Origin of the sequence: Synechococcus sp. W60.3 (genome assembly GCF_047502615.1) — a bacterium.
In the GTDB taxonomy this organism is placed as follows: domain Bacteria; phylum Cyanobacteriota; class Cyanobacteriia; order Thermostichales; family Thermostichaceae; genus Thermostichus.
The window spans coordinates 1-18,711 of record NZ_JANSHJ010000014.1 but is presented as its reverse complement, the minus strand read 5'-3'; the positions used below and the strand labels follow the sequence as shown (position 1 = coordinate 18,711).

The window sequence follows — 18,711 nt, the reverse complement described above, 5'->3', positions numbered from 1 at the left end:
TTTCCTCTCCCACCAGGGGAGAGGGGGGTTGAGCTAGCTGCGATCGTTGCTGCCAACAGGTCTGAAACTGGGCACCACGAGCCCCTTGTTTTGCTTGGTGAGGCGGCCATACAGCTCTTGGGTGTTGGGGAAGTTGGCCGCCGGCAAGGTGGGGAAGCGGCGGTAGGGCACCGTGTCCTCGCCGAAGAGATCGCGATACTCCTGGGTGTTGAGCAGGGCGCGCACGAAGGCCTTCAACCCCTGGGTGGCCAAGATCTGGTTGTACTTGCGGATCTCCTGCTGGTTTAGGGGTGCGCGGCCCAGGAAGTGCTTGGTGCCCAGCTCGATCACCTTGGTATTGGGATAGGGAGCGTAGAACTCGGAGCGGTACAGTTCCGAGCACCCCAGCGCCTCGACGAACTCCTTGACGGTGATCTCGCCATTGCGCAGCTTGGACTCGGCAGAGCTGAGCTCGGCGCTGATGTTGTAGATGTCCATGTCGCGCTCGAAGATCTGCCGGTAGGCGGCGCGGATGAGGTTGTTGACCTCGGCTTTGTTGGCCAGGCTGGTGAGCTTGAAGATGGGTACCTCCTGGCGCACCTTGGGCACCCCCTGCTGGACTCGCCGCTGGATCTCCAGCTCGCCGGAGGGCTTGTCCTGGGGCTGGCCCAGCTTGACAAAGAGGGGGATATCGTCGTCGGTGCGGATGGGCCTGGTGACCACGGCCATGTCGCTGGATCCGGGGCGCATGCGCCGCCGCGCTAGACCGGCAGGGGTGAGGTAGCGCTCGTAGGGCACGACGTCTTCCCCGAAGACCTGCTGGTACTCCTCGCTGTCGAGGATGGCGTCCACCACGGCGTAGAAGCCCTGCTTGGAGGCGATGTCAAACAGCCGGTTCATCTCCTGCCGGCCGTAGGTGGGCCGGCCCAGCAGCTTGCGGTGGATGAACTCGATGGCCTTGCAGACATAGAGACTAGACCAGTACTTGTTGCGGAACAGATCTGACTTGGCCAACTGGCGGACAAACTCTTTGACGGTAATCTCGCCCGACTCCAGCTTGATCTCCCAGCGGGTTAGCCGTTGGCCTTCATAGGGCACATAGCCGTACACCTGCTGGTAGCAGGCGCGGATCACCGCCTGGGTCGAGACTTCGCTGCCAACAACCCCGGCCCGCACCCCCAAACGCCGGCTGCGATCGCCAGGGGTTTGGGTAAGCTTGAAGACTTTGGGGCCAAGGCTGCCGGGATCCCCGACCGCCTTGGGGTTGGTGCGGGCGTTGGTGAGAGCAAAGCCGCGCCGGATAAGGATGCGCTTGACATCCTTGTTGAAGGGGGCCGGGCTGGCGTTGAGGGAGCGGGTCTCTTTGGGGAAGATGGCGCCAAACTGGATCTCCAGCGGATCGTTGCCGACGCCATAGGGGTGCTGATCCGGCAGGGGACGGTTGTAGCGGGCGAAGAGGGTGATAAATTGTGGCACCTTGCGGCGCGGAGCCGCGTAGTTGTAGAGGTCAAACTTGGGCCCCCAGTTGGCGCTGGTTTGGGCTTCCACCCCCAGCTTGCGCAGGTAGGGCACCGTCTCCTCGCCGAAGTAGTCGCCGTACTCGCGGCTGTCCACCAGCGCATCCACCAAGCCGGCCAGGCCCTTGCTGGAGACGATGGCAAAGTAGGTCTGCACCTCTTCACGGGTCTCTGGTGCCCGTCCCAGGAAGTGGCGGAAGGCCAGCTCCACAACGCGGCTGTTGATGTAGGGCTCGTAGAACTGCTTGCGGTAGAGTTCGGATTTGCCCAGGCGGCGGATAAACTCCTTCATGGAGATCTCGCCGTTTTTGACCTTCGACTCCAGGTCGGCCAGCTTAAGGCCATAGGCACGGCGGATATCCCGCTCGAACACCTGCCGGTAGGCGGCTTTGATGACCTCTTCTTTCTCAGCATTGGAAAGCCCCGGCTTCATGGCAAAGACGGGAACCTTTTCTGCGGCCAAGTTATAAACCTGGGGTAGCTGTAGCCCTTGCAAGGGCAGGCCATCGGCGGTGCTGGCGTTGCGCTGCCGCAGCTTGTCGGAGGGAGCAGGGGCAATGAACTCGCTCAAGAGCACGTCGAAATACTGGTTGATGATGGCCACCGCCTCGCCATCTTTGCGGAAGTAGCTGGCTGAGGCCCGCTTCATCTCTTGGATGGCGACAATGGTGGCCTCGGCAGAGCAGGCGTTTTCGATGATCTCCCGCAGGCCCCGGGTGTTAACCACAAGGATGTTGGGATCCCCGGCCACCAGGGCGTAGGTGACATAGCGCAGGAACCAGCTTAGATCCCGCAGGGACTTGCGCATGTTGGCAGCCCCGTAGCGGGAGATGTTGATGGGGCGGAAGTTGGGCGGGATCTCCACGCCGCTGGCGCTGAAGAGATTGCGGATGGCCTCGAGGAAGCCACCCGTGGACTCCACATAGAAGGCGGTGCCCAGCTTAAAGGCTTCTTTCTCGTCTTGAGTGACTTCTGGCCGCTCCAGGTAGGCCATGGGGGAGCCGCCGGTGAAGATGCGGTTGGCAGCCCGGCTGACAATGATTTCGGAGTTGGCGGCGATGACCTCGGCAATCTGCAGCCGCTTCAGACCGCTGGAGAAAAAGTCGTCAAGGCGATCCAGCTCGGTGCGCGAGAGGTAGCGATCCTGCTGTTCTGCCTGGGAGATGGTGGAGAGGGGCACGGTTTGGTAAAGACGGGGGCTGGAGACGACTGCGCCGCCAGATGCGTTGATACCCATCGCTCTCTTAAACTCCGTTTATCGAAAAACTGCCGACAAGGCTCAGGGAGGATGCCCCGGGAAAGGGGCTGACCCATGGACTTAGCTAAACCGGCCCCCATCCCTCTCAGAGTTGGGGAGGAATGGACGCCGCGTCCCTGAGGGGGAAGCCAAGCCTAGAATACTAGGGGGATGCGACCAGAGGGGGGAGGTTGTTGCAGTTTGTAACACTCATTCTCAGTTGCCTTCTCGTCAAAAACCATGGCCTCTGACCCTTCTTTGCACCTTCCCGACTCTCTGCGGGCAGACTGGGAACAGGGATGCTACGGCTCTGTTGCTCAAAGTTTGCAGCGGCAGCTTGAGCAGGGATCCCAAGAGCCCCTGCTGTATTGGTGGCTGGGATCTGCCTACCTACTCCTGGGGCGGGAGCTAGAGGCGCAGCTCACTTGGCAGGAGGGTCTGGCCCTCCTAGGGGCCGAAGCTGAGGCTACCCGCTGCTGGGCAGAGGGACTGCTGGAGCTGGCAGAGGGGCTGTGGGAAAGGGGGCAGTGGCCGCAGGCGGCGGCTTTGTATCGGCAGTTGCTAGAAAGTGGCGCTGCCCCAGAGGCGGCGTTGGCGGCCCATCGCCTTGGCCTAGTCCAGGAGCGCAGCCGACTGTGGCTAGAAGCAGCAGAGTGGTTTGAAGAGGCCTGCCGCTGGGATCCAACGGCCACGGAGAGCTTTTGGCGCTGGGGCCTGGCCCTGCTCAAGCTGGGCCGGTTGCGGGAGGCCCTCTCCCCTCTCCAGGAGGCAGCGCGGCTAAGGCCAGAGTGGGGGGATCCCTGGGTGCAGATGGGCCTGGCTTGGCTGGATCTGGGGGAGCTGGAGCAGGCGGTGGCCTGCTTTCAGGAGGCAGCGGCGCGGGGCACCCAGACAGCAGAGCTCTACAGCTACTGGGTAGAGGCTCAGGTGCGGCGGAATGACCCGCAGGGGGCTTGGGAGAAGTTCCGGCAGGCGCTGGCGGCGGAGCGGGAGTGGCTACAGGCCTGGTGTGAGGGCAGCGGCAGAGACAGTCGGCTGCGGCTGGAGCTGGAGCAGGCCCTGCAGGGATCCCCTGGCAGCCTTTGGCAGGAGCGGTACCGCGCCTGGCAGCAGCGCTGGCTCCCTGCGCAGGCAACCCTTCCTTCCCCAGCCTGCCAGAGCCCACCGCCCAGTGCTGGCAACCCCCTGCCAGTGCCCAGCCAGGGTTACCTTACCACCCGGCAGTGGCACCAGGCCACCGGCGAGGGCAGCTACCGGGTGTTGGATCCAGAAGGGGTTCTCTACCTGCAAGCCCCTCCGACGGCTGACCCTGCCCTTGGGCAAAAGCTGCGCTCACAGCGGATCCCCTTGGCCGAGACCTTTGTGGCCCAGATCCCGCAGGGATCCGTGCACGTGGGCCACTATCCCCGCCACCTCTACGCCAGCTTTGCCAGCGCCGTGCTTACCCGTAGGAGGGAGTTGCTGGCCGATGTGTCCCCCGGCTTGCCACCGCCGGAGTTTCTCGACTGGGACTGGAAGTCGGAGCACCTGGAACACCACCCCATTTTGGACTTGCCCCACCTGCCGCCGCCGATTCCGCTGGAGGGCTCTGCTGCCCTCTTACCCTTGGGGGCAGTCAACTACTTCCATTGGATGGTGGACATCCTGCCCGCCCTCGAGCTCCTACGCCGCGCCGGCTTCCTCGAAAAGGACATTCCCATCTTGATCCATGGCTACCAGGGCAAGCCCTTCCAGGTGCAGAGCTTAGCTGCCCTGGGGATCCCCACAGAACGCCTTCTAAGCTTCGAGCAGGTGGGGGGATCCCATCTGCAAGCGCAGAACCTCATTGTGCCCTCGCTGGCTGGGCCGGTGGGGTGTCTAACCCCCAGGGGCTGGAAGGTGCTGCAGCAACTGGTTCCTCTGGGGCAGGCGGCGGATCCCTTGTTGCCGCGGCGGGTTTACATTAGCCGTCGTGCTGCTCGCTGGCGGCGGGTCATCAACGAGACGGAGGTTCTGGAGGCCCTGCGCCCCTGGGGCTTTGTGCCTGTGCAACTGGAAGCCCTTTCCCTCGCCGAACAGATAGCCTTGATGCAAAGGGCAGAGGCAGTCATGGGGATCCACGGGGCGGGCCTGACCAACCTTGCCTTTTGTCAGCCTGGCACAATTGCCATCGAGATCTTCCCCAGCAACGCCGTGCTCCCCTACTTCTGGAGCCTTGCCCAGGTGGTGGGGCTAAACTACTTTCCCCTAGTGGCCCCAACCTGCGACCCCGCCCTGGTGGCCCTGCTGGCTAGCCCAGAGCTAGACCGGGAGGATGCCTGGGTGCCGCTTCCGGCTCTACTTGCCTTGCTAGAGCAAACAGGGCTGCAGTAATGGGATCGGAGGGACTCGAACCCTCACGTTCTTGAGGAACAACGGATTTTAAGTCCGTAGCGTCTACCATTCCGCCACGATCCCTGGAGTAGCCGTACTACTCTACCAAAGGGTTTGCTGTGGGGGACTAGGAGGCTTCTATAGGGAGAGTATGGCATGCCAGCTTCTGGCAGACAGCCTGGCGCAGGAAATGGGCTAAGGCCGCCACGCAGTCTCGATCCTCAAGAAGCAAGTCGCGCCGCTCTTGGATTTGCTGAGCGATTTGCTGCCGAAATTGGGGATCCGTTCCCAGTTGTACGGCCAGCTCTTCGTAGCGCTGGAGGTCTGGGGCAATTAGAAGCTCAAGGCCCATTCTTTTGAGGATGGCGTAGGTGTGGCGGCCCCGCAGAAACCGGCCAGGGCAGGTGACCACCGGCAAACCGGCAGCAATGGCTTCCAGGGTGGTGATCCCGCCCGACCAGCCGTAGGAGTCCAGCATGACGTCAGCGCAGCGATTGAGATCTAGGTAGTCTTGATGATCCAAGGCGGGCAGGATTCGACAGTGGTCTTCCACCGCAAGACCATAGCTGGAAAAGATGGAGGCAAGCCGCTGCCAGAAGCGCTGACCAATGGCAGCATTGGGCAAGGCCAAGAAGACCAATTGGGCCCTGGGCACTTGCCGAGCAATAGCTGGAAAAAGGTAGTCGTATTGCGGCAGGTACTTGCCCAAATACTGGCAGGTGAGATAGACAACGGCCTCTTGAGGCAGACCAAAGTCCTCGCGGTAACGTCTCTGGGGAGGCAAAACGGGCTTTTCAAAACAGGTACCCAGGCGGGGCAGTCGAACCAAGGTTTCGCTGTAGTGGGCCTGCCCATCTTCAGGCTCCATGAGGTCGCTGGAGAGAAAGTAGTCAATGGTCGACAGTCCCGAAGTAACGGGATGAGCCCAGGTGGAGCATTGGACTGGGGCTAGCCGCAGGGACGCCAGCTGCAACATAAGAGGAGAAAGGCCAATTTCCAGGTACACCAAAACATCCAGCTGATCCTGCAAAATTTGGCGGGCAGCCTCTTCAAAGCCAGTGGGAATGTGGCGAAAGACATCGGCATGCTGACGGTATTGCTCCGTCAGGAAATCAACTCTGGGATCCAAGTGGTAGGCAAACACCTGGAAAGGCTGCTTGGAGCTGGCCTTTAAGTACTTCACCCACCCCAAAGAAAGGCGGCTGTAGGAGCAAGCGCGCATGGAGGCCGAGACAAACCCAACGCGAATGGGATCCCCTGGCCGGGCTTGCCGGGGAAGATACTCCCAATCGGGGTAGGAGGCTTTCACAATGCGCTGCACCAACTGAGCGTATTTCTTCTGCAGCTCCAAGTCGTCGTAGCCCTGGTACTGCAGAAGGTGAGGCGTTCCCCAGCTTGAGCCTAAAAAGGCAAGCCGCCGCTGCTCTGGGGTGTCTAGGGGCGTCTCCTGAATGAGGCGATCCAGGTGTTCTGCAAAGCGCAAGCGAAAGCGGTGCAGCTCCTGTTCATCCTGATAGATAGCCGGCAGATAGAGATGGTAAAGCCAGCGGGCTTGCACCAAGTTAGGATCCAAAGTCCATGCCTTTTCCAGGTGATCCAGAGCCGCGCTGTGTTCCCCTTGCTCGCGATGGGCTATCCCCAGATAAAAATGCACCTCAGCCCAAGGGATCCCTGCTAGTGGATCTGGATTTTCTAACAACGATCCCAGCAAGGAGATTGCCTCTTCGTGGCGGCCTAGGTTAACAAGAATCTTGCCCGCTTGAAAGGCAGAAAGGTAAGCCTTGGGATTGAGGCTCAGGCTCTGCCGATAGCAAGATAGAGCCTTTTCCAGTTGCCCCAAAGACTCATAGACAACGCCCAGGTTGTGGTGATAGAGGGCTACGCGGGGGTTGAGCTCAATGGCCTCGGCAATCAAAGCAGCCGCCCATTCCCCCTCCCCTTTGGCGTGGGCCACCGTCCCCAGGAGATGGAGAGCGTCGGCTTGATCCGGAAACTCCACCAGAATTTCTGAGTAGATGGCTTCCGCTGTCCGCAGGTCGCCAGCCTGCTGGGCCTGGATCCCGGCTAGAAGCTTCTCTGTAAGGGTGAGATCCGACATCGACAGCCACGGAAGCTGGAGAACTTCCCCCACTATAGGCGCTTCAGCTCGGTCAGAACCCTCCTCACCGCCCCCTGAGCCTCATGTTGCCAAAAACACAAGAAAACGGTATCCGCAGCTCTGCGAGCGATCCACCAAAACCCCAAAAGGCTGATTCTTTCGTCGGATCCCTCGACGCCTTGCGCCACAAGGCTTTCAGGCCCCAAAGCCCCCTCGCCAAAGCTCCTTTTGCCAACTTTTTCTCGGATCCCTCGCAAATGGGTCTTGCATCCCTTGCCCTGCTTGGGTTTAATGGGGGTAGAGTTCCCCCTTTGTGGGGATCCCTAGAAATTGGAAACCGCCTGGAGGCCGTGTCCTATGGCGCCGAGTACTTGTTCCCCCTTTGTGGGGATCCCTAGAAATTGGAAACAGCCAGGATCCGGCTTTTCAAGCTCTCGGGGTTAACCTCGAGCGTTCCCCCTTTGTGGGGATCCCTAGAAATTGGAAACCCTTTAGAAGCGAGAACACCAGCTCTCGAATAACAGTAGTAAGTTCCCCCTTTGTGGGGATCCCTAGAAATTGGAAACACGTAGTAGACGCGCGCCTGGGTCAACCGCTCCTGATCCTGTTCCCCCTTTGTGGGGATCCCTAGAAATTGGAAACCACCCCATCCCCAGATAGCGGATCTGGTTTTGGTAGTTCCCCCTTTGTGGGGATCCCTAGAAATTGGAAACGACCTCCGAAACAACACATCACTGGGCAAAGCCCAGCATGAAAGTTCCCCCTTCGTGGGGATCCCTAGAAATTGGAAACATATTGCTGGTGATCCCTGCTAGAGTCTGGGCCTGCAACTCGTTTGTTCCCCCTTCGTGGGGATCCCTAGAAATTGGAAACGATCTCTAGCAGGCAGCCGTCCACGCGACGGGCTTTGTTCCCCCTTCGTGGGGATCCCTAGAAATTGGAAACGCCAGGAATGCGAGAGTAAACGATAGACACGGTGTACCTCCTGTTCCCCCTTCGTGGGGATCCCTAGAAATTGGAAACCGCGGCAGCTGCTTTTGTCCTCTATGTCTGCCGTTGCCGTTCCCCCTTTGTGGGGAGCCCTAGAAATTGGAAACTTGAGCTGCTACCTCTTTCACTGCGGGTAGTAATACTGGTTCCCCCTTTGTGGGGATCCCTAGAAATTGGAAACGCCTTGGATTGTCGAGCAACGTTCTTCTTCACGGCCGTTCCCCCTTTGTGGGGATCCCTGGACATTGGAAATCTCAAACTCTGGCGGGATCCGATCCTCATCGATCAAGTTTCTCCTTCGGGGGGATCTCTAGAAATTGGAAACAGTTCCACACAGACGAATGAGTTCGCTGATCCAGCCGATGCCTGTAATCAAGGGGTTATCCCACTCCTCGAAGTAGACCCGTGGACGGCGGCGCCGTTGCTGTCCACGCTGCATAGCTCGGTGCAATCCCTCCCGCAAGGAGCGCACATATGCCCGTGCCTGAGCAGCTCGCCCCACCAGTGCCCCAAGGCGCAGGATCATGGAGAGGATCCCCTCAACCGTGCGCTGGTTGAAGCAGACAACCTCCACCCCCTGGCGAATGAGCTCAGCGCAAATGTTTGCCTGCAGATCCGACCATGCAAGCACAACATCGGGCTGCAGCGCCAAAATCCGTTCGATGTTGGCATCCAAGAGGGTGGACACCTTCGGCTTCTTCCGCGCCTCCGGCGGACGCACCGTAAATCCAGAAATGCCGACGACGAGATCCCCAGCACCCAGGGCGTAGAGCGTCTCTGCCGTCTCCTCCGTCAAGCACACGATGCGCTCTGGCAATCGCGGTCGCGGAACATGTCTGCCAATCATCGGGATTTCTTCGAGCGAGTCCACAAAGTGGTTTGCCAGATTCTGGCAGGCAAAGTTACTACCTACGGTCACCTTGCCGAGGCCCTGGGGGTACGCTCCGCTGCACGCAGGGTCGGTTGAGCGCTCTAGGCTGCCCGCTTCAATGCCTCACCCCGACGCTCATGCAAGAGCTCTTGCAGTGGGAAGGGGTTCAATGCAAGACGACTGCGGTGGGGTTCATAGAAATTGGAAACAGCTTTAGGAGAAGTCCGCCGCTACCCGGTGGGCGCAGGCAAAGCCAGAGAAAGCGACGGCGTTGAGTCCCTGGCCGGGGAATGTGCTATCCCCCACGCAGTAGAGGTTGGGGATGGCCGTGCGGTTGAAGGGCATACCCAAGAGGCCGCAGGGAGTGCCGCGAGGGATAGGGCCGTAGGTACCATTAACGCGGCCTAAGAAGCGGCGGTGGGTGCGGGGCGTGCCCACTTCCTGCAGTTCAATGTGGGATCCCAGCTCTGGCCAGAGGGCCTCCAGGCGGCGGATAAGGCGCTGGGCTGCCGCTTGTTTTTGCTGCCGGTACTGCTCTGGGCTCAAGCCCTGCCACGTCTGCATCCAACTGGGGGTAAAGGCGTGGACAATGTGGCGGCCTGGTGGGGCGAGCTCCGGATCCAAAAGGGTGGGGATGGAGACGAAGATCGTGCCCTGCTCCGCCTCCATGGCTTGCCAGTCTTCGAGAAGAATGTGGTGGCAGTAGCGCTCACCCGCCAGGGCCTCGGCCCGCACCCCCAAGTGCAGGCTCAAGAAACTGGGGGACTGTTGATAACGGCTTTGCCAGCGCCGCTCCGCTGCCGGAAAGGGTCCTGGCCAGAGGCGGCCAAAGGTATCCCAGCGGGTGGCATTGGAGATGATCTTGCGCGCAAAGAGCTTTTCCCCCGTGGAGAGCTCGACGCCCACGGCCCGGCCCCGTTCTGCCAAAATCCGCCGCACCGACGCTCGGTAGCGGATTTGCCCCCCGCAGGTCTCTAGCCCCTGGGCCAGCTTTTGAGCAATCTGCCCCACCCCTCCCTTGGGGTAGTTGACGCCACCGTAGTGGCGGTCGCAGAACACCATGCCAGCGTTGATCATGGGCGTGCGCTCCGCCGGCACCACCGACCAGCAGTAGCACTCCATATCCACAAAGCGCAGCAGCGCCGGATGGCGGAGGTAGCGCCGCGCCACCTGGCCCACATTCACCGGCAAGTAGCGGGCCAAAGTCAGGCAGGCGCGGGGGTTGCTGACAAAAGAGCGCCAGAGATAGCTCCACTCCTCCAAAGAGAGGAGCTCCAGGGCGTTAAGGCTGTTGAAGATAGGCCAGAAGCTGTCGTAAAAACGGCGGATGCCGCCCGCTTCCTGAGGGAAATAGCTAGCTAGCTCCTGCAAAAACTCCTCGTAGTTCCGGTGTACGCGCGGGCTGAGCCCCTGGGGCAGGTGGTAGGCAATCTGCACGGGGTCGGGGATGGATTCCAGAGTTTGGCCCACAGCAGCCAGGGCACGGGTGAGCAGGTTGGTGGTGCCCTGAGTGCCCAGGCCAAAGATCATGGAAGCCCCGACATCAAAGCGATAGATCCCGTTGCCGTTGGGATCTGGGCGCTCGAAGTAGCCAGCGCTGCCACCAGGGATGAGGTATTTTTCCAAAACCAACACCCGGTAGCCCTTGGCCGCCAACTGGGTAGCTGCCACCAGGCCACCAATCCCAGCGCCAATGACAATGACATCCCAAACAGAAGGGGGGGAAGCGGGAGGTGCCGTAGCTTGAGGTCGAGAAAACAGCGTCTGGGTCAAGGGATCCCTCTAGCGCAACGCCAGTATCCTCAACCTACCAGAGCTTTAGGCAGCATCCGCCATCCAATCCCAGCCGTTGGCAGCGACTTAGATCAAATCTTCCAGGCCGCGGCTGCCGACGTAGCGGCTGTAGGCGTAGACTAGCCCCAGGCTCAGGCCAGTAACCAGAAAGCTAAGGGCCGCTCCAAAGGGGTAGTCCAGGCTCGCGCCAAACTGCATCTGAATGACATTGCCAATCAAGAGCGTCTTGCTGCCCCCCAGCAAGTCGGGCACCACGAACATGCCCAGGGCCGGGATCCCAACCAAAATCAGCCCCGCTGCCAGCCCCGGCAGCGTTTGGGGAAAAAGCACCCACAGGAAAACCTGCCAGCCGTTGGCGTAGAGATCCCGTGCCGCCTCGGCCAGGCGCCAGTCGATGCGCTCCACGGCTGTGTAGAGGGGCAAGACCATGTAGGGCAAGAACGTGTAGATCATGCCCAGATACACCGCCAGCCAACTGGGGTAGAGAGCCGTCTGGGGCGGAATCCAGCCCAGCCAGGCCGCTAGCCGCGCCGGCCACCCCTCCGGGGCCAACACCACCATCCAGGCGTAGGTGCGGATCACCAAGTTGGTCCAGAAGGGCACCACCACCAGCGTCAGCAACAGATCCCGCTGTCGGGGCGGGTGGGCGGCGATAAAAAAGGCCAGGGGATAGGCCAGGAGCACACAGAAGAAGGTGGTAACTGCCGCCACCAGCAAGCTGCGGCCCAGGATCTGCCAGTAGATGGGCGTCCACCCTAGGGGACCGTAGCCAAGAGCGCGCAGGTAGTTGGCCAGCGTCAGGGGCAGGCCCACCTGGCCAAACTCGCCGCGGCTGAGAAAGCTACAGGCCAAGAGCAGCAGCCCCGGCAGCACCAAAAACGTGACCACCCACAGCACCCCCGGCCCGGCAAAGATCAGGCTGTGCAGCAGCTCCTGCCAGGGCGTGAGCAATTCCCCGGCGCGCACTTGGGCAGGCTTCTCCAAGCGCTTCAGCATGGGGGACCCTCCCGCCGGGGATCCGGCCGCAGGCGCACCAAGTTTTTGGGAGGAAGATGGGCCACCAGGGCCTCCCCGATGGCAAAATCCTGGTCTTCGATGTCGGCGTTGAGGGTGAGGGCCTTGAGCTGCTGGCCGCTAGCTGTGCGCAGGAGGTACTGGTTTTCCGCCCCCGTGTAGATGAGGTTTTCCACCCGCACGGGCACTTGGTTGGGCAGCAGATCCCAGCCGCTCCGAGAAAGCCGAATCTTTTCCGGCCGAATGGCCAACTGCACTGGCTCCAGGGTGGGTTGGATCCCAGGCACCTTGAGCTTGCCCAGGGGCGTCTCGACGCAGTCGGTGCCGCAGGCGATCCCTTCGATGAGGTTGCTGGCCCCCAAAAAGTCGGCCACAAAGGCTGTTGCCGGGCGCTCATACACCTCGTCAATGGGGCCCACTTGCTCAATGCGCCCAGCCCGCATCACCGCCACTCGGTCGCTGGTTACCAAGGCTTCCTCTTGGTCGTGGGTCACGAAAATGAACGTCATGCCCAGGCGGCGCTGCAACTCGCACAACTGCACCTGCAGCTGCTTGCGCAATTTGGCATCCAAAGCCGAGAGCGGCTCGTCTAATAGCAGCACCTCTGGCTCGTTGACCAGGGCGCGGGCTAGGGCCACCCGCTGCTGCTGCCCGCCGGAGAGCTCCTGGGGCTTGCGCTTAGCCAGATCCCCAATCTCTACCAACTCCAAAGCGGCGGCCACCCGCTTGCGCAGCGCTTCCCCTCGCACTCCCCGCATGCGCAGGCCAAAGGCGACGTTCTCTTCCACGGTCATAAAGGGAAAGAGGGCATAGCTCTGGAACACGGTGTTGACGTTGCGCTTGTGGGCAGGCAGATGGCCCACCGGCTGCCCCCGGATCACCACCTCTCCGCCATCGGCAACCTCCAGGCCAGCGATGATGCGCAGCAGGGTGGTCTTGCCGCAGCCGGAAGGGCCCAAAAGGCCAAAAAACTCCCCCCGCCGAATCTGCAAGTCGATGCCATCGAGGGCCACAACATCGCCAAAGCGCTTGCGGATTCCCCTGAGTTCGACACTCCATGGACCAGCCTGGGAGAGGTCAGCAACGACACCGGCCATTGCGGTTAACAGCCCTGCTCGATTCTTAACCCAGTATGCAAGTTGGCGGCGCCAGGGGGATGGGGAGGCCGGCACCCTACCGCCATTCTGCCTCTGGTGTTTCTTCCCCTGAGGGCTCCTGGGCTGCCCAGACCCAATCCGTGAGATTTTGGTCGGGGATCCCTTGCCCCATTAGCCCGTGGCAGCGGGCGCAAAACAGGCAAGCAGCACAGCGCTCGCCATAGGGTAGGGGAGGGAAGTCCTGGGCCTCCAGTTGCCGCAGGCGGTTCAGGGTAGCTTTGAGGTGGGCCAGATCCCGCTGGTAGGCAGCAGCGCTGTAGCGCCACTGAAAAGGCCGCTGGGGGTGTTGCACATACCAAAGGGTCAGTTGCACCTGCTCCGGCTCAAAAGGGCCTTCCAGGGGCAGTTGGTGGGCCAACCCACACACGAGTAGCGGGTAGAGGCGCACCTGCCAGTCTTGGGCCAACTGTTCGTCGGGCGGGCGCTGCCGCTCCGTCTTCCAATCGACAATGTGCAGGGATCCCGGGGCAATCACCAGCCGATCTAAGCGGGCAGTGAGGTTAAACCCCTCAATCCGCTGCCAGAGGGGCAATTCCGTCAACACCCGCCCCTGCGGTTGGGCATGGGGACTGGCCAAGAACACCTGCCACCACTGGCGTACTGTTTCGTCTAGGGCCGACAGGCGCGGCTCCACCTGCTGCCCGCGGCTAGACCACTCCACCAGGCGGTGAAACTGCCGTCCCCGCTGCTGCTCCACTTCGTGCTCAAAGGCATCGGCGGCAGGCCAAATCAGTCGCTCCAGGTACACGTAGCAGAACAAGCGGGGGCAGTAGTCGAATAGCGACAGGGCCGAGGCCGAGAGGTTGACCTCGTCAAGACTCCACCTCAGCGGGGAAGGAGCAGCAAACATGGCTCAAGGAGAAGCATCATGGCCATTCTATTGGACTGCTAGGGGGTCGGCTGCCAGGAAAAGAGTGGCCTCTGGATCCCCAAGGGGGGCTAGACAAAGCGATAAAATTAAACTCAGGCTCACGCTAGAGGTCTTGGTTTTTTGCCGCTAGTGGCCGAGCGTCTGCAAACTGTCTTACTTAAGCGAGGAAAACGCCGTGGAGCTAGCTGAGATCGAGGAGTTAATGAGCAAAGCGGTGCAGGCCACCCAGCGTTCCTTTAGCACGGTGCGCACGGGGCGAGCCAACGCCAGCCTACTGGATCGGGTTCAGGTGGAGTACTACGGCGTTCCCACTCCCCTGAAGGCGCTAGCCAGCATTACCACTCCAGATGCCAGCACTCTCCTGATCCAGCCTTTTGATCCCTCGACCCTGGCAGCAATTGAGCGGGCCATCCTCGCCTCCGACCTGGGCCTGACGCCCAGCAACGACGGCAAGGTCATCCGCCTCACCCTCCCCCCCCTGACGGAAGAGCGGCGCAAAGAGCTAACCAAACAGGTGGCCAAGCTGGCAGAGGAGGGGCGGGTTTCCATTCGCAACATCCGCCGCGACGCCATTGACGCCGTGCGCAAGCAGGAGAAAAACGGCGAGATCTCCGAAGACGAGTCCAAGAGTCGGCAAGAAGAGATCCAAAAGTTGACCGACCGCTACATCAAAAAGATTGATGAGCTGCTGGCGGAAAAAGAAAAGGAGCTGACCACAATCTAAACGCCACTTTCCATTACTTTTTTGGGCCTAGGCCAGCAAGGCGCGGCTGCCAGCATGGATCTCATCCTGTGTCACCAGTCGGCGGACTTCGACACCTTGGGAGCGGCGGTAGGCGCAGCACGGCTGTATCCAGGCGCCCGCATTGCCCTAGCTGGTGGATCCCTGCCGGGAGTGCAGGAGTTCTTGGCCCTCTACCGGGACGAGTTCCCCCTCATTGAGCTGCGCTCGGTGGATCCCCGACAGGTTCAGCGCTGGATCTTGGTGGATTGTTACGATCCGGATCGCCTCGGTAAGGCTGCGGCCTGGCTGAGCGTTCCTGGGGCGAAGATTGAGATTTTCGACCACCACCTGCCTGCCACCTCGCTGGAGGAGGTATGGCCGCAGCAGCAGGTCAGCGCTCACATTGAAGCCGTGGGCTCCACCTGTACCCTCCTCGTGGAGCGGCTGCAGGCGGCCGGGATCCGCCTCAGTCCGTTTGAGCGGCTGGCCCTGGCCTTGGGCATTCACGTGGACACGGGATCCCTGACGTTCCCAGAGACCACCGCCCGCGACGGTGCTGCCCTCACCTGGCTGTTGCAGCAGGGGGTGAACCTGGTGCTGTTGCGGCGCTTTTTGGGGGACGGCCTCACCCCGCCGATGCAGGAGCTGCTTGGCCAGGGGCTTGCCCAGATCCAGGTAGAGACGGTGGGGGAGTACCGCTTGGGAACGTGGCTGCTGGATCTGCCGGAGTTTGTGCCTGGCCTGGCCGGCCTGGTGATGCGGCTGATGGAGCTGACGGGGGTGGACGTGCTGCTCTTGGTGGCGCGGCAGGGGGAGCGGCTCAGCCTCATTGGGCGGGCGCGGCAGGAGTTTGCCCAACTGGGCCAGGTGATGGCCCGCTACGGCGGCGGCGGCCACGACTGCGCGGCGGCAGCCACGCTGAAAGCTTCCCCGGGCCGGCCCTTGCCCGATCCAGCCCAGGTGCTGGCCGACCTCAGGCAGGCGGTTAAGGAGCGGATCCCGCCACCAGTGACCGCTAAGGATCTGATGTCCTCGCCGGTGCGCACCATCCGACCGGAGGTGACCATCCAGGAGGCCCAGCGGGTGCTGCTGCGCTATGGCCACTCCGGCCTGGTGGTGGTGGATGGCCAGGGCCGCCTGGTGGGGGTGATCTCGCGGCGGGACATTGACATTGCCCTGCACCACGGCTTTGGCCATGCCCCCGTTAAGGGCTACATGACTACCGACGTCAAGACCCTCTCCCCCGACACGCCCCTGGCGGAGATCCAGCGGCTGATGGTGCAGTGGGACATTGGCCGTCTGCCAGTGCTCCAGGATGGCCAGTTGGTGGGGATCGTTACCCGCACCGATGTGTTGCGACACCTGCACCAGCTGCCGGCCCTCTCACCCCAGTTGGCTTCTCCTGCTCTCTCTTGTCCTTTGGATCTCACCTTTGCCGCTCTCTCGCCGCAGCACCGCCGGCTGCTAGAGGAAGCTGCCCGAATTGCCGATGAAAAGGGTCTGCGGCTGTATCTGGTGGGGGGGGCGGTGCGGGATCTGCTGCTGCACCGGTGGGGACGGCAGCCCTCCTCTTGCCTGGAACGGCTGGATTTGGATTTGGTGGTGGATGGGCCTTACCCCTCGACCCCCCAAGGGACGGATCCGCCGGGCTGGGGGTTGATCCTGGGAAAAGCCCTCAAGCAGCACTTCCCGGAGGCACGCCTGGAGATCCACGGCAAGTTCCAGACGGCAGCCCTGATCTGGCCAGGGGGCTTTTGTGTGGATATTGCCAGCGCCCGCACCGAGTTTTACCCCTACCCGGCCTCGCCCCCTGAAGTGGCCATGGGATCCATCCATCAGGATCTCTACCGGCGGGATTTTTCCATCAATGCGCTGGCTTTGCGCCTCAACGGCCCGCAGCGGGGGCAGTTGCTGGACTTTTTCGGCGGGCAAGCGGATCTGCAAAAGGGGATCATCCGCGCCCTCCACCCCAACAGCTTCATCGAGGATCCCACCCGCATCTACCGGGCAGTGCGCTTTGCCGTGCACCTGGGCTTTGCCCTGGATCCGACCACCGAAGAATGGATTCGCACGGCTGTAGCCAGCGGCCTCCACGATGCCGTCGGCGGGGAGCGCCTCAAGCAGGAGCTGGCCTACATCCTCCGCTCCCGCGACTGGCCCTTGGCTTTTGAGCGGCTGGCGGCATGGGGAGCCCTGCGCTGCATTCACCCCGCTTTGACCTGGGATCCCTCCCTGTACCGGCGGCTGCAGCGGGTGGGCCGCTGGGCCTATCACTTCCGCCGCCGCTACCCCGAGCTGGGATCCCAGGAGATCTGGCAACTGCGCCTGGAAGCCTTGCTTCTGGCGCTGCCCCAGGCACCCCAGGTAGCCAGCCAGCTCCACCTCACCCAAGCGGGCATCGAACGCCTCAGCCATTTCTCCCACTACCAAGCCCTCTTGGCCCAACTGGAGACCGGATCCCTGTCTCCGGCTCAGGTAGTACGGCTGCTGCAGGGGCTGCGCATCCCGGCGGTGATCCTGTTGGCAGGGCTGGCCGCCAAGCCAGCGCGGCGGCTGCTCTGGCGCTACTTGCAGGAGTGGCATTGGGTGAAGCCACCCCTCAACGGGCACGATTTGCGTTGCCTGGGCTACAAGCCGGGCCCTCTTTTTCAGGAGATCTTGGAGCGCCTGCGCTGCCTCACCCTCAACGGCGAGCTTACCACTCGCGCTGAGGCAGAAGCCTGGCTGCGGAAACACTTCCCCTTGCTGCAATCTCAGCCAAAGTAGCCAAAAGAGTAGAGGGGTTGCCCATTTCTGGTAGGACGATCCCATTGCCAGATCGCTAGCCTGAGAGAAGGTTGTCTTGGAGGGATCCAATGCGGGTATTGAAACCTCGCTCTGCTGTCGAGGCAATCCCGTCGGTGGGCCCCATCCCCCCCCAGCGGCGGAGTTGCCGCGTGGCCAAGCCGGTTGCCTTTGCTCTGCTGGCCATCCTTGCCGCCGGGATGGGATCCCCTGCCCAGGCCCAAGACCTGGTTCGGCTGCTGATCCACGGCCTGCAATGGCTGCAGGTGAGCCAGTTAAACGACGCCCAAGAGGTGAGCTTGGGCCGCCAGATCGACCAGCAACTGAAAGCCCGCAGACAGATTCGCGTCAGTTCAAATTTCTATTGGGTGGAGCGGGTGAACCGCATCGGCCAGCGGGTGGCCGCCCACAGCGAACGCCCTAACTTGCCCTATACCTTTCAGGTGGTGGAGGATCCAGACATCAACGCCTTTGCCACGATGGGTGGTTTTGTTTACATCACCACTGGCGCCCTGGAAGCTGCCGACAACGACGACCAAATTGCTGCTGTCTTGGGCCACGAAATCGCCCATATCAGCGAACGTCACGGCCTCCAGCAACTGCAGCAGGCTGCCGCCGCCCGCTTCGGCGCCCAATTGCTGGGACTCGATGACAACACCTTGGCCGCCCTAGCCCTGGAGCTGGGAGTGCGCCGACCGCAAAGCCGCGAAAACGAGTTTGTTGCCGACGAAAAAGGTTTGTGGGCCGCCTATCGCGCTGGCTTCGATCCCAGGGGCATGTCGCAATTTTTGGCCAAGTTGCAATCCCGTCCATCCCTGCCGGACTTCTTGCGTACCCATCCCCCTGTCGCGGAGCGCATCGCCCGCCTCAACCAGCTTATCGCCGAGCACAGCATGGTCAGCCCTGCTGCCTATGGCTCCGGCGGCCCCACTTGGCCTTCGCAATCTCTCCCCCAAACCCAGCGCACCGAAGTTGAGATTCTGCCGGTGCTGCCGGTTTTGCCCTGAGTAGGCCGCTGGGATCCGTTTTCCCCGTAGGGTGGAGGTTCGCATCTGGGGGGAACGCTTCGCACCGCTGGCGCGAGCAGTAGGCGAGGGTAGCCTTGTAAGCTGAGAAAGGGTTTCCTACCTGCCCCGCTGCGCGGTTCACTTGCAGTGGGCCGTAGGACTGGGCAAGCCAGGAGGCATGGGAAGAACATCAAGCAACAGAACGTGCCACACAAAAGGATAGCTTGGTAGCCCCGCACTTGAGTGCAGGGCGGAAAAGCTCGCTAGCCACTTTAGTCGCTTACCCATGATGGGGGTCGTTGATATAGTTTCATAG

Annotated in this window: 11 protein-coding genes, 1 tRNA gene, 1 pseudogene and 1 CRISPR repeat array; of the genes and pseudogenes, 5 read left to right on the top strand and 8 right to left on the bottom strand. The window is 61.7% G+C overall.

Features of this window, described 5'->3' with window-relative positions; genetic code table 11:
- Nucleotides 1–33: 33 nt before the first annotated feature.
- The gene (locus NW846_RS06645; RefSeq protein ID WP_414347191.1) at nt 34–2,733 is read right to left on the bottom strand and encodes a phycobilisome rod-core linker polypeptide; all 2,700 of its coding nucleotides are present in this window, start codon (nt 2,731–2,733) and stop codon (nt 34–36) included.
- Nucleotides 2,734–2,973: 240 nt separating this feature from the next.
- Here NW846_RS06645 and NW846_RS06640 point away from each other — a divergent pair, with 240 nt between their 5' ends.
- On the top strand, nt 2,974–5,085 hold the full coding sequence (locus NW846_RS06640; RefSeq protein WP_414347193.1) for a glycosyltransferase 61 family protein: 2,112 nt from the start codon (nt 2,974–2,976) through the stop codon (nt 5,083–5,085).
- On the opposite strand, the gene NW846_RS06635 is transcribed toward NW846_RS06640, so the two are convergent.
- The 3 genes and pseudogenes from NW846_RS06635 to NW846_RS06625 form a co-directional block, all read right to left on the bottom strand.
- Nucleotides 5,086–5,169: transfer RNA gene (locus NW846_RS06635), tRNA-Leu, on the bottom strand. It abuts the gene before it with no gap.
- Between the two features lie 43 nt (nt 5,170–5,212).
- The gene (locus NW846_RS06630; RefSeq protein WP_414515603.1) at nt 5,213–7,216 is read right to left on the bottom strand and encodes a tetratricopeptide repeat protein; all 2,004 of its coding nucleotides are present in this window, start codon (nt 7,214–7,216) and stop codon (nt 5,213–5,215) included.
- A 269-nt stretch (nt 7,217–7,485) separates the two neighbouring features.
- A CRISPR array of direct repeats spans nt 7,486–8,498; the repeat unit is 36 nt; unit sequence GTTCCCCCTTTGTGGGGATCCCTAGAAATTGGAAAC.
- 15 nt (nt 8,499–8,513) lie between these two features.
- Nucleotides 8,514–9,020 (bottom strand): annotated as a pseudogene (locus tag NW846_RS06625) (ABC transporter substrate-binding protein); the annotation flags it as partial.
- Here NW846_RS06625 and NW846_RS06620 point away from each other — a divergent pair.
- Nucleotides 9,006–9,140: an MGMT family protein gene (locus NW846_RS06620; RefSeq protein WP_414347197.1), complete on the top strand. Its 135-nt coding sequence runs from the start codon at nt 9,006–9,008 to the stop codon at nt 9,138–9,140. The pseudogene NW846_RS06625 and the gene NW846_RS06620 overlap by 15 nt on opposite strands.
- Nucleotides 9,141–9,257: 117 nt before the next feature.
- On the opposite strand, the gene crtH is transcribed toward NW846_RS06620, so the two are convergent.
- The 4 genes from crtH to NW846_RS06600 all read right to left on the bottom strand — a co-directional run bounded on the left by crtH (nt 9,258) and on the right by NW846_RS06600 (nt 13,859).
- Nucleotides 9,258–10,805 (bottom strand): carotenoid isomerase, encoded by a 1,548-nt coding sequence (crtH, locus tag NW846_RS06615; RefSeq protein ID WP_414347202.1) that lies wholly within the window; start codon nt 10,803–10,805, stop codon nt 9,258–9,260.
- A 99-nt stretch (nt 10,806–10,904) separates the two neighbouring features.
- Nucleotides 10,905–11,834, bottom strand: a complete 930-nt coding sequence (locus NW846_RS06610; RefSeq protein WP_414395939.1) for an ABC transporter permease — start codon at nt 11,832–11,834, stop codon at nt 10,905–10,907.
- Nucleotides 11,828–12,949 (bottom strand): ABC transporter ATP-binding protein, encoded by a 1,122-nt coding sequence (locus NW846_RS06605; protein WP_414348007.1) that lies wholly within the window; start codon nt 12,947–12,949, stop codon nt 11,828–11,830. Before NW846_RS06605 ends, NW846_RS06610 begins: the two co-directional genes overlap by 7 nt.
- A gap of 76 nt (nt 12,950–13,025) precedes the next feature.
- Nucleotides 13,026–13,859 (bottom strand): PD-(D/E)XK nuclease family protein, encoded by an 834-nt coding sequence (locus tag NW846_RS06600; RefSeq protein WP_414348010.1) that lies wholly within the window; start codon nt 13,857–13,859, stop codon nt 13,026–13,028.
- Nucleotides 13,860–14,055: 196 nt separating this feature from the next.
- Here NW846_RS06600 and frr point away from each other — a divergent pair, with 196 nt between their 5' ends.
- The 3 genes from frr (at nt 14,056) to NW846_RS06585 (ending at nt 18,395) form a co-directional block, all read left to right on the top strand.
- A complete protein-coding gene (gene frr, locus NW846_RS06595) occupies nt 14,056–14,604 on the top strand; it encodes a ribosome recycling factor (protein ID WP_414348012.1) in 549 nt (182 codons plus the stop codon).
- Between the two features lie 54 nt (nt 14,605–14,658).
- Nucleotides 14,659–17,370, top strand: a complete 2,712-nt coding sequence (locus NW846_RS06590; protein WP_414348015.1) for a CBS domain-containing protein — start codon at nt 14,659–14,661, stop codon at nt 17,368–17,370.
- 89 nt (nt 17,371–17,459) lie between these two features.
- Entirely contained in the window at nt 17,460–18,395 is a 936-nt protein-coding gene (locus tag NW846_RS06585) for a M48 family metallopeptidase (protein WP_414348018.1), read from the top strand.
- Nucleotides 18,396–18,711: the final 316 nt, after the last annotated feature.

What these genes read in the sequence shown, in the direction of transcription:
- NW846_RS06605 (WP_414348007.1), bottom strand. Translation starts at nt 12,949, where the DNA reads ATGGCCGGTGTCGTTGCTGACCTCTCCCAGGCTGGTCCATGGAGTGTC.
- NW846_RS06620 (WP_414347197.1), top strand. Translation starts at nt 9,006, where the DNA reads ATGTCTGCCAATCATCGGGATTTCTTCGAGCGAGTCCACAAAGTGGTT.
- NW846_RS06640 (WP_414347193.1), top strand. Translation starts at nt 2,974, where the DNA reads ATGGCCTCTGACCCTTCTTTGCACCTTCCCGACTCTCTGCGGGCAGAC.
- NW846_RS06610 (WP_414395939.1), bottom strand. Translation starts at nt 11,834, where the DNA reads ATGCTGAAGCGCTTGGAGAAGCCTGCCCAAGTGCGCGCCGGGGAATTG.
- NW846_RS06645 (WP_414347191.1), bottom strand. Translation starts at nt 2,733, where the DNA reads ATGGGTATCAACGCATCTGGCGGCGCAGTCGTCTCCAGCCCCCGTCTT.
- NW846_RS06590 (WP_414348015.1), top strand. Translation starts at nt 14,659, where the DNA reads ATGGATCTCATCCTGTGTCACCAGTCGGCGGACTTCGACACCTTGGGA.
- NW846_RS06585 (WP_414348018.1), top strand. Translation starts at nt 17,460, where the DNA reads ATGCGGGTATTGAAACCTCGCTCTGCTGTCGAGGCAATCCCGTCGGTG.
- NW846_RS06600 (WP_414348010.1), bottom strand. Translation starts at nt 13,859, where the DNA reads ATGTTTGCTGCTCCTTCCCCGCTGAGGTGGAGTCTTGACGAGGTCAAC.